The sequence below is a fragment of the Trinickia sp. genome (assembly GCF_051953405.1).
In the GTDB taxonomy this organism is placed as follows: Bacteria; Pseudomonadota; Gammaproteobacteria; order Burkholderiales; family Burkholderiaceae; genus Trinickia.
Map to the genome: position 1 here is coordinate 13,436 of NZ_JBQCIV010000049.1, position 11,458 is coordinate 24,893.

Annotated in this window: 5 protein-coding genes; all 5 read left to right on the forward strand. The window is 64.4% G+C overall.

Annotation, left to right across the window (positions count from 1 at the left end):
- Positions 1–717: 717 nt before the first annotated feature.
- The 5 genes from bcsA (at position 718) to ACTHN9_RS07595 (ending at position 11,458) form a co-directional block, all read left to right on the forward strand.
- Positions 718–3,021 carry a UDP-forming cellulose synthase catalytic subunit gene (gene bcsA, locus ACTHN9_RS07575; protein ID WP_440536140.1) on the forward strand — a complete coding sequence of 768 codons (2,304 nt, stop codon included), beginning with the start codon at positions 718–720 and terminating at the stop codon, positions 3,019–3,021.
- Complete coding sequence (locus tag ACTHN9_RS07580) at positions 3,021–5,339, forward strand: cellulose biosynthesis cyclic di-GMP-binding regulatory protein BcsB (RefSeq protein WP_440536141.1); 2,319 nt, start codon at positions 3,021–3,023, stop codon at positions 5,337–5,339. The genes bcsA and ACTHN9_RS07580 overlap by 1 nt, the downstream gene beginning before the upstream one ends.
- Positions 5,323–8,103 carry a cellulose synthase subunit BcsC-related outer membrane protein gene (locus ACTHN9_RS07585; protein ID WP_440536142.1) on the forward strand — a complete coding sequence of 927 codons (2,781 nt, stop codon included), beginning with the start codon at positions 5,323–5,325 and terminating at the stop codon, positions 8,101–8,103. Before ACTHN9_RS07580 ends, ACTHN9_RS07585 begins: the two co-directional genes overlap by 17 nt.
- Entirely contained in the window at positions 8,087–9,310 is a 1,224-nt protein-coding gene (gene bcsZ, locus ACTHN9_RS07590; RefSeq protein WP_440536143.1) for a cellulose synthase complex periplasmic endoglucanase BcsZ, read from the forward strand. The genes ACTHN9_RS07585 and bcsZ overlap by 17 nt, the downstream gene beginning before the upstream one ends.
- A gap of 591 nt (positions 9,311–9,901) precedes the next feature.
- Positions 9,902–11,458, forward strand: coding sequence for a ferritin-like domain-containing protein (locus ACTHN9_RS07595; RefSeq protein ID WP_440536144.1), 1,557 nt, complete (start codon positions 9,902–9,904; stop codon positions 11,456–11,458).

Sequence of the window (11,458 nt, forward strand, 5' to 3'; positions counted from 1 at the left end):
TCGCCCAAGAGCGGGGCAGGGGGAAATATAGGCGGATATCGCTAAAGCAGACGTAAGCCGCAGCCATGATCTTCTACGGTAATGGATAGCCCGACGGTCCTGTTCGAGAAGATTTCCTCGCCGCCGGTTCAACAATCGGACTCCATACTAACGGGGCATGCCGTCTGGCATTTCGATCGCTACACGTTGCACGTGCTCTATAGCAACATCGACAATCGGCTCCTCCGAATCAAGCTGATCGCGCGGAGCGCATGCGAATAAGCTCGATTCGTAAAATGACTGCCGGAGTCGCGGGCGTTCGCACAAGGGATTATCTTCCCCGATCCGGCTCGCAAAACTAAACCGAATCGCCGGAGCCGATATTCAGCTCACCGAGGCCTAAGCCCAAGCCCGGCGGCCTTCTGGCAGCCCGTCACCACCTGAAACCGATGCCATTCGTCGTACTCAACTACAGTCCCGTGGAAAATCCGCACACGCGTTTCAGGATAATCCTACAAGATATTGCTGAGTATCGCCCTTGAGATCTCAATCGGGTTTGCCGATTATTCGGTCATGCGCAATCGTAGTCGATTGCCCTGCGTTGATTGCTTAAGAAAATATCGACTGGATCCTTCGGATTGCGATATTAGGCTCGGGCAAAAACGCGGCATGCGGCGCGGTATGCATTTGCCGTCGCGCGCATAGACCATGAACGATCCGAGACAGCCCAGGTAATCGATGCTCAAGACAGACGTCAACCCCCTCGTACACGTGGCGCGCCCTGCGCGCTCGTGGCCGCGAGCGGCAAATTGGGTGCCGATGGCAGCCTGGGTGGCGGTCATCGTCGGCCTTGCGCCGTTCGTCTTCATCAAGCTCGATCTGCGCGCGCAGTTCCCATTGGCCTTTGCCGTCGTTGCCGCGATGCTCGTGCTAAGACAGTGGGCGCGGCTCGAAGGTGCTCGCCACGAGCGCACGCGTTTGTTTTTCCTACTGTGCTCGGCGTTTCTCACGCTGCGCTACCTTTACTGGCGCACGACGGAAACGCTCGGCTACAACGGTTTAGCCGATGCCGTCTTTATGTTTCTGCTGTACGGGGCCGAACTGTATGGCATCGTCGTCACGCTGCTCGGCCTTTTCGTCAATAGCCGTCCGCTCGAGCGCGCGAGCGCGCCGCTTATTCCCGGTGCTGTACTGCCGCGCGTCGACGTCTTCATTCCAACTTACAACGAGGAGCCCGAGCTGCTCGAAGTCACGCTGCGCGCCGCGCTGAATATGCGCTATCCGCGTGAGCGCTTGAACGTCTATCTGCTCGACGATGGCGGCACCGAACAGAAGTGCACGCAGCCCGACGCCCAGAAAGCCGCCGCGGCACGCGAACGCGCTAGCGCGCTGCGCAAGCTTGCCGAGCGCCATGGCGGTGTGTATTTGACCCGGGCGCGCAACGAACACGCCAAAGCCGGCAACATCAATGCGGCGATGACGCACACGCATGGCGATCTGATCACGATCTTCGACGCGGACCATGTACCGACCGTCGATTTCCTCGAGAAGACCGTCGGCTTCTTCCAGCGGGACGACAAGCTCTTCCTCGTGCAGACGCCGCACTTCTTCATCAATCCCGATCCGCTCGAGAAAAACCTCGGCATGTTCGGCAAAATGCCGCCCGAGAACGAAATGTTTTACTCGGCGGTGCAAAAGGGGCTCGATTTCTGGAACGCGGCGTTCTTTTGCGGCTCCGCAGCCGTGCTGCGACGGCGCTGCCTCGAGGAAATCGGCGGGGTGTCCGGCACGTCGATCACCGAAGACGCGGAGACGGCCCTTGCGCTGCACGCGCGCGGCTATCGTAGCGTCTATCTGAACGAAGCGCTTATTTCGGGGCTGCAACCGGAAACGTTCGCGAGTTTCATCGTCCAGCGCGCACGCTGGGCGCAGGGCATGATCCAGATCTTCCTGCTGCGCAACCCGCTGCGGCTGAAAGGCCTATCGCTGCCGCAGCGCCTTTGCTATTTCTCGAATGCGTTCTTCTGGTTCTTTTGCTACGCGCGCCTGGTTTTCCTGTTCGCGCCCGTGATGTATCTCGTGTTCGGCCTGCAGTTCTATAACGCAACCATTCCGCAATTCTTTGCCTACGGCCTGCCGCAACTCGTTGCGTCCATCCTGACCAGCGATTTTCTGTTCGGCCGTTACCGCTGGACGCTGATCTCCGAAGTCTACGAGCTGCTGCAGTCCATGTTCTCGCTGCGTGCCGTGATCTCGGTTGTCCTGAATCCGCGTGCGCCGAGCTTCAAAGTGACGCCAAAGGGCGAACGTATCGAGGAAGACACGATCTCGGAACTGGCCGGGCCGTTTTACGTCGTCTATGCTTTCATCGTCATGGGGGCGATCGTCGGTATCTGGCGTCTCCTGCATCACGATCCGCATGCGGATGTCGTCACGTCTTCGCTCTGCTGGATCGCGTTGAATCTGCTTCAACTGAACGCATGCATTGGTGTGCTCAACGAGCGCAAGCAACGGCGCAACGTGCCGCGCGTGCCCGTTAGTCTCGCCGCGCAGATCGAAGCCGGCGACGGTCGCCCCGCATTAGCGTGCGAAATCGTCGATATGTCGGCGGGCGGCGTCAAGCTCGTCGTCAAGGAGGGCGACGCGGTGAAGCCGACACCGGGCAGCATCGTGACCATCGAAGTGTTCGCGCTAGCCCTTGCGCGCAAGTGCCGTGTTCCGCTCGTCGTGCGCAATGTGCTGCCCGCGACCGATGGGGCGTTCGCGCTCGGCACGCAGTTCTGCGACGACAGTGTGGCCGGTCGTGCGGAACAAGTCGCGCTCGTGTTCGGCGACAGCAGTCGTTGGCGCGATTTCCGTGCGAGCCGTAACCGGCGCATCGGCATCCTGCGCAGTTTGGCGATGGTTGCTTCGCTCGGTACGGTCCACGCGTGGGTCCACTCGCGGCTTTTCTTTTCCGGTGTCAAGCGCCACCTGCGCGCGCCGTTATTCTTCTCCGCGCGTCTTTATGCGCGCGTCTTTCGGGGGCTGCCAAGCCAGTGATGAACGCTGTCCAACTTCTGTGCGCGGTGCGCCGCGCAAGTTTGCCGCTGATCGCGTGCTGCGCCGTCTGGGCGCCCGGCGCGTCCGCGGCCGCACTACCGGCCACCCAAACGCACGCCGCGCCGATAGCGGCCGCATCGTCCGTCGCCGCCTTAGGTGAAGCGATCGTTGGCAAGGCGCCGATCTCGCTCGCCACGCTCGATAACCTGTCGGGACCGTTGCGGCTCGCCGGCGCGCACGCCACTACTTCGATCAGCCTGCCGCTTTCGGCGCGCGAGCAGGCGGAAAGTGCGACGCTGCACCTCGTCGTCACCAATTCCGTTTCGCTATTGGCCGATCGATCGCAACTGGCTGTCCGGGTGAACGGCACAACGGTCGCGCAGCTTGCCTTGTCGCCCAAGCAGCCCGAAACGACGGCCGATATCCGCATCCCGCCCGAGCTGCTGCGTCCCGGCTACAACACGCTAGCCTTTGCGGCCGCGCAGCATGCGACCGAGAACTGCGAAGACCCGCACGCCCCCGAACTGTGGACGGAAGTCGACACGAGCGCTTCGACGCTGCGCATGCAAACCGCGCTCATGCCGCTTGCCAACCCGCGCCTGTCCGATCTCGACGATCTGATCGATCCGAAGCAGTGGGGGACGCGCTCGTTCGAGATCGTCGACGCGTCGCACCCGGTCAACGATGTGCAGTTGGCAACGGGCGGTCTCATCGCCCAGGGCATTGCGCTGCGCCTGCGGTATCTGAGCGCGCCGGCGCGTGTGCTCGATGCGCAAGCCGGCACCGGCGGTGGCGTCGCGCCAGGGCTCGCGCTCGGCAAGCTGGATGGCGCGGATGTCTTTTTGATCGGCACTCGCGAGCAGTTGCGTCCCTATCTGGATCCGCAAGTGCTTGCCAAGGTCTCGGGGGCCTTTCTCGGTCTCTATCCGAAGCCCGGCGATCCGCATCGGTTCCTCTTGGTCGTGACCGGCCGCGACGATGCTGAAGTGGAACGCGCCGCGCGGGTTTTCGCGCACCGCGAACTGCCGTTGCCGCACTCGGGCGAGCTTGCTGTCGATGCGCTCGACGAGGGCGCCGCCGCCCCCTGGTCGACATCGCGCGTGCTGGCGGGAACCGCACCGCGCACGTTCCGCTCGTTCGATTTCCATTCGCGCACGCTCGGTCCCGACGATCGCGCCGAGATGCGCATCGATTTGCCGGCCGACATCTATGCGCCCGAGGACGCCCAAGTTTCGATCGATTTGAACTTTACCGCCGGTGCGAAGATGCGCGGCGATTCGGTCCTCAATCTTTATCTAAACGATCGCTTCGAACAGGTGATCGCGCTCGATCACAGCGAAGGGGGCGTCATTCGGCACTATCGCGTGAATATCCCGCTGCGCAGCTTCCGCGCCGGCGAGAACACGCTCTCGTTGCGCCCGGTGCTGGTGCCCCTGATCTCGGACCGCTGTACGCTGCCGGAGACGGGAAACTTGCTGCTCACGATCTTCGACGATTCGACGATCAAGCTGCCGCCGGCTTCGCATTTCACGACGCTGCCCGACCTCGCGCGGTTTGCCGAAAGCGGGTTTCCGTATACCGCGCGTCCCGACGGCGGCGATTTGGCGCTGACCGTTGCGGGGCGCGACGACGATACGCTTGCCGCTGCCTGGGCGCTGACCGGTAAGTTGGCGCAGCAGGCCGGGGGGCCGCTTGCTCGCGCGCAGATCACGTTCGGCGCGCCGGCGGCGGCGCGTCAGACGATCGTCATGGGTGCGGCGCCGGCGCTCCCGGCGCAAGCGCTCGTCGGTGCACCGTGGAAGCCGGGACGTAGCGAACGCTTTGCCGATTCGCTCGTGCCCGGCGAGGCTCATGCCGAGAGCTGGCTACCGTGGGATCTGGTCGGCCGGGCCGACGCAGCGCCGCGCGGTACCGCGTCGGGCGAGGTGGCGTTGCGCGGCGTGTTGCCGCTCGCGGGGCAAGTGCTCGTCATGCAGTACCGCGATTCGTCGGGGAGGGCGACGACCCTGTTTACTGCGGCGAGCGCGTCGGACCTGGCGCAGGGCGTCGATCGCCTTGTCGAACCGGGGCTGTGGAGCGGCCTCGAAGGCGATGTCTCGCTGCTCGATGTCGGACAGGGAAAATGGTGGACGGCCCGTGTCGGCTCCACGTTCGAATTCGGCAGTACCGGTGTGTGGGATCACCTCGGCTTCCTGGTCTCGAACCATCCTTGGTTCGGCTACGTTGCGCTCGTCGTGCTGCTTGCGGCGCTGGCCGCGACCACGGCGCTCTTGCTAAGGCGACAAAATTTGAAACGGCACCGTGACGCGCGCAAGTAAGGCACTGGCCTGTTACGCCGCGCTCGCAGCGCTGTTGCTTGCATCGCCGATGCGCGTGCTGGGCGCGCAGGCGAATCTCGTCGACGTGACGCGGCGACCGCGCGCGGCTGCCGAGCAGGCGTGGCCGACGCGTCAAGACGTCGTGCGAGGGGCGCAGCGCGACCTCGCTAGCCACCGTTCGGCGCTCGGCCTCGCACGTGTGACGCACGCTCCGCAGCGCAATCTGGTGGCGGACGATGTCGTGATCGCGCCCGCATCGGCCTCGTCGGCGGCCGCGCCAGCATCGGCCTTGGCTCCCGCGCCTCTCGTGACTTCGGTCGGCGCGGATACCGCGACCGCGCCGGACGACCGGCCGCTATGGCAACTGCTGCAAGCAAACCGGCTCGAGGACTACAGACAGACGCTGGCCGCATTGAAACGCCGATTCCCGGATTGGCACCCGGCACCGGCACTGGCCGCGGACTACGCGCTGCGCGAGCGCGACGCGCGCGTTGCGGGGGGGCTTGCCGGCGGCGATGCCGAGGCGATCGCCCGCTTGCTCGCGCAGGACCCCGACGCGTTTGGCTGTGCCCACGTCGATCGCGTTTGGCGAGCGGGCGCGGTGCTTGCCGCTGCGGGGCGGATCGGCGAAGCGGCCTCGCTCTATCGTTCGATCGTGCCGGCTTGCACGCCCGATGGCAATCGCATCGCGACGCTCTACCGCGCCGAGCACGAGCTGCCTGCTCGGGAGGCGGAGGCGCTGATTGCGCTTGAAGCGGCGTCGGGTAAGCGCGACGCCGAGAGCGAGGCGGCGTTCGAGAAGCTGCGCTACGACCGTGCCGTCACCGAACTGGCCGCTGTGCCGACCGATAGCGAGGCGGCAGCGCGGCAACTCGCTGCGCTTGCTCCGACGATCCGGGCCCGGCATGACGCCGGCACGGCGACGCTCGCCGGGTGGATCTCGCTTGCGCATCGTGCGACCGATGCCGCGGGCGATTGGTTCGAAACCGCACTCGCGTTCGACCCGAATGCAACCGACGCTACGTTCGGCCTTGCCGATGTCCGCATCGAGCAGCGCGCCTACGATGAAGCGAGCGCATTGCTCGCCGCGCAAGCGCTGCGCGACGATCCACGCGCGCGCGCGGCCCGAGCACGAATCGCGTTGGCCCAGGCGAACGAAGCCTATCGGCGAGGCCGCTACGCGCAAAGCCTTGCATGGCTCGATACGGCGGAACGCGAAGGCCTGCAGCCAGCCGATACCGAACTGCCGCGCGGGTGGGCGCTGTATGCGCTCGGGCGGTATCGGGATGCGGCCGCACAGTTCTCTGCGCGCTACGCTCGCCGGCACGACGAGGACAGCGCCGAAGGGCTGGCCCTCGCGATGCAGGCGGCTGGTGCCCACGCGCGCCCGGCGGCCGGCGATGCGGGACCGCTTCGCCGCTACGTGGCCGCGCTGGACGCCGAACGCGATTTCTACAGCAAACAGTTTGTCGAATCGGGCGCGGCATTGCAGACGGCGCTCGACGGTCCTGTCGACGCACAACGCGTGCTGCGCCGAGTGCCTGCGGATCTGACCGGTATCGGCGCGGCGTCGGTCTCGGCGGGCCTCGCTTGGAGCGATCACATCGGTGCTGCCGCACAGGGCCGGCTCGATGTGCTTGCGCCGACAGTGCGCGGCGAGTGGATCGACGGGACGCGGCAGTTCGAGTTGCGGTACCGAACGCTCTTTCTCGATGCGGGAAGCGCTTCGCTCGACGAGACGGTGCCGGGCCTCGCAGCGATGGCCGACCAAGGCGCCACGAAGGACTTCGTGCAGCGCAAGACGCTGGGCGGCACGGTGCGGGCCGACGAGCTGCAGGCCTTGGTCTCCGATACGGTGCGTCTCGGGGCGGAGCAGCGGCTGAATGTCGAGCTTGCCGGCGGTGCGGTGCAAGGCGGCCCTGGCGGGCTCACGCCCAATGTCCGCGCGGCAGTCGGTCAGGACGCGCGATGGGGCGCCTGGTCGGCCTTTTTCGGGACTGGCGAACCCGTGCGCGATTCGCTGCTATCGTGGCGGGGCATGAGATTGCCGGACGGCTCGTCCTGGGGGGCGGTGCAGCGCACGGAAATCGGCACACGGGCCCGCTGGCAGGTCGCGCCGCGCTGGAACGTCAGCGCGGGTGCGCAACTGCAATGGTTGACGGGCATGAACGTCGTGCGTAACTTCGGCGGCTCGGCCGACGCTTCGGCCGCTTACGATCTGAAATTGCGGCACTTCGATTACTTCAGTATCGGCCCGGCATTCCATTACCTCGGGTACGTTCGCAACGAGAACTTTTATACGTGGGGGCAGGGCGGCTACTATAGTCCGCAGTCTTCCCTGAGCGGCGGCGTTGCGCTGCAGTGGCTATCGCAGGAAGGGCGGCGTTGGCAATGGCAGGGCAATGTCGAAACGGGATGGAACGTGTCGCACCAGAACAGCGTGCCGTGTTTCCCCCGTTCGCTCCCGGATGGGTTGGCGAATGCGGCGCAAGCGGCCTTCGCCAACGCAAGCCGCCTCGTCTGTACCGGCAGTCAAGATCAGGGGCCTTACGCCCACTTGCGGCTTGCGGCGACGTTCCGGCTCTCGTCGCGGTGGCAAGCGGGGGTGCTTGGCGACGCCAATGTGACACCGGGCCGCGACAAGCAGTTCGCCGCGCTGGCATTCGTGCGTTATTTCCTGTCGCCGCGCGCGGCGGTTTTCAGTCGCGACGTGGCCCGCAGCCCACGCGACTTTTATCTGCGACTCGATGACGATCACGACTAATCGGTCTTTTCCCGTTGCGCGCGCCATGTGGATGGCGCTGAATGCGTTTGCTGTTGCGCCGCTACGCTTGCCGGGCCTGCGGTTTAAACGCCTTGTCGGCGTCGCCTCGTGTCTCGCATGCACGACGTCGCTGGCCGTCGCGCAAACGAGGTGGCCGGCGTGGGATGCGTTCGTGAAGACGCAGGTTCAGGCGGACGGTCGGGTCGTCGATCGCACCACCTCGATTTACCAGAGCACGTCGGAGGGGCAATCCTACGCGCTGTTCTTTGCACTGGTCGCCAACGATCGCAAGACGTTCGATACCGTCCTCAAATGGACGGCCGACAATCTATGCGCGGGCAAACTCGACGCACAGCTGCCGGCGTGGCAGTGGGGGCGCAAATCGGATGGCGGCTATGGCGTGATCGATGCCAATTCCGCAGCCGATGCCGACGCCTGGATCGCGTACACGCTATTCGAAGCCGGGCGGCTCTGGCAGGCGCCGCAATACACGAACACGGCGCGTGCGGTGTTGGCGCATATGCGCAGTGCGGAAACCGCCGAGCTGCCGGGGCTGGGCCCCATGCTCCTGCCGGGAGGGCACGGCTTCGCCACGGACGATGGCGCATGGCGCCTCAATCTGAGCTATTTGCCGTTGCCGCTTTTGCGACGGTTCGAGGTCGCAGATGCCGGCGGCCCTTGGCCGGACATCGCGGCCAATACGGTTCGGCTCGCCGCTGCCGCGTCAGCGCGAGGCTTTGCGCCAGACTGGCTCGCATGGCGGGCGCCGGGCAACGCGGGCATCGATCCCGTGAAAGGCGACATCGGCAGCTACGATGCGATACGTACGTACCTATGGGCGGGACTGACTTCGCCGCGCGATCCGCTCGCGAAACCTTTGCTGGCGGCGCTTGACGGAATGCGCCGGGCAGTGAAGTTGGCCGCTGTGCCGCCCGAACGTGTCGCGACGCAAACGGGCGAGACGGCCGGTACGGGGCCGGTGGGTTTTTCGGCGGCCTTGGTGCCGTATCTGATCGCACTTGGCGACGAAACCGACGCCGCCGCACAGGCGCAGCGAATCGCGGCCATGCGGGCCGCGGCCAACGATGCGAGGCAGCCGCTCGCCTACTACGACCAGGTACTCGTCCTGTTCGGCGTTGGGTGGGCACAGCACCGGTATCGGTTCGATGAACACGGGCGTTTGATGCCGAGCTGGAGTGCGGATTGAGCGCTTGCAAAGACTGCGCGCGCGGCTTGAACGATTCGAAAAGAAAGAATGATAAAACCGGATAAATCGTTTGACGTCACTTCACGTGTGGCTGACACCAATAATTAAAATTAGGGTGCGACACAACATTGACCTGTCAGATTTGACAGTTACTTCTTCTGCTCTGCAAAGTTGTAATGGCATCACCAAAATACAAATCGATAGCTGAAAAAGCTTCAGTAGCAAGAAGACCTGCATTCATTGCGCATACGGCCTAGCTGAATAGGGCTCGCGCTAAGTGGCCGATTCCGCGGGCAATCTCGGAACGCACATGGGGACGCCTGATGGCAAATCGGATCGAGTTGCAGCAACGGGGCATCGCACGCTGCCACGTAATCGATACATCACCCGAATTCAGTGTTTATTCCATATTCGGCGTACCCCCGGGGTAATCCAACGTTCGATAGGCGGCACGTCAGATTGCGACGGTCGCCCAGCACCCGACATCCCGACATTCCGACACCGTAGCGAGTTTCGCAAGCGGCGGGGGTGAGCGCGCTATCGGCCCGCCGCGGCGGGCCCATCCAGCAGTCATCGCAATAAGGAGCGGCAATGCAATCGTTCAGACTTTGGCGCCATCTCGCACTGGCGGGTCGCCCGCTCGCCGGTCCCGCGCCGCGCGCGCTGACCGCCGGGCGTGCTCCCGGCCCCGTTCAATCGTGGCTTCCGGGCGAGTTTGCGCCGCGCGATTACGTGACCTATCTGCTATCCGTCGATGCCGAAATCGAGCATTGCTTGATGGTGCAGTACCTCTATGCGGGCTATTCATTAGGCGGCCCGCAGGTCCCGCCTCAGTTTCACGACGCGGTGCGCCGCTGGCAAGAAGCGATACTCGGCATTGCCAAGGAAGAGATGGGCCATTTGATCACCGTGCAGAACGTATTGCGTTTGATCGGCGCGCCCCTGCATTTCGAGCGCAACGATTATCCGTGGGACACGCCGTTCTATCCGTTCCCCTTCATGCTCGAACCGTTGACCCTGGATTCGCTGGCGAAATATGTCTACACGGAAGCGCCGCGCGATTGGACTGGGGGCGCGTTGGGCGATGAAATCCGCGCACGCGTGCATGCGCAAACGCCCAATCCGCACCAAGTCGCGGAATTGTTCGATACGCTGATTCCGCTCGTCGAGGATCCGGACTATCTTCCCGACGAGGTATTTCAAGCCGACACCTACCCCTGCCAGGCGGATTTCGCGGAATGGGGACGCGGCTATCGCGGCGGCAAGCGCGGCAACAGCGGTCACGCATCGCTTAACGGGACGCCGGACGTGCTGGTGAAGCCCGCCACGTCGCGCGACGACGCGGTCAATGCACTGAAGGCGATTGCAAAGCAAGGCGAGGCGACGCATGGCACGCATCCCTCGCATTTCGTGCGCTTCTTGCAGATTTACGTCGAAATGCGCGCGGCGCTGGAACGCAAACTGTGCAGCGGCCCCGATTGGCACGACGCGCGCCCGGACGATTTTCTCGAAGAGGCGTGGGGCGAGGCCTATCCGGCAGCGGCGGCCGCGTTGCACGCGGGCGCCGCGGTGTTAGCTACTTCGCACGGTACCTGGCGGCCCGCTCGTCCGGTCGCGGTGAACCCGTATGTATCGCTCGATACCGATCTCGAGCCGGAGCAGGGCGGCATGCCGGTGACGGCCATTACCGAGCCGGTAACGGCATTGTGGGCGGCCCTGTCCAACCTGCGCTACCGCATGTTGCTGCAATACCTGATCCACAGCTTCGCGCTCTACGGGGGACTCAATACGGCGGGCGCGGTGACGCCGCGCGGGGCGATCGTCAACGCCGCGTTCGGCGAGATGTACAACTTGCGCGCGCTGTCCGAGATTCTGATGCGCTCGCGTGTATCGGATGCATTGGACGCGCCGTTCGCGGGGCCGCCGTTCCAAGTGCCCTATACGCTCGCTATCCCGTTCGGCGAGGCGAACCGGTGGCGCGCTCACCTCGATCTGCTCGACGCATCGGAGCGTCTGGTGGACGTGTTGCTGGCCAGATCCGACACCATGCACCATCCGTACTTGCTCAGCTTGCGCGAAGCCGACAGAAACACGGTCGCCCTTGCCAAGCGCATCTTGTCGGGCAACGTCGACACCGCATTGCTGTAG

Bases quoted from the DNA above. Each gene is read 5' to 3' on its own strand.
- ACTHN9_RS07580 (WP_440536141.1), top strand. From the start codon at position 3,021: ATGAACGCTGTCCAACTTCTGTGCGCGGTGCGCCGCGCAAGTTTGCCG.
- bcsZ (WP_440536143.1), top strand. From the start codon at position 8,087: ATGACGATCACGACTAATCGGTCTTTTCCCGTTGCGCGCGCCATGTGG.
- bcsA (WP_440536140.1), top strand. From the start codon at position 718: ATGCTCAAGACAGACGTCAACCCCCTCGTACACGTGGCGCGCCCTGCG.
- ACTHN9_RS07595 (WP_440536144.1), top strand. From the start codon at position 9,902: ATGCAATCGTTCAGACTTTGGCGCCATCTCGCACTGGCGGGTCGCCCG.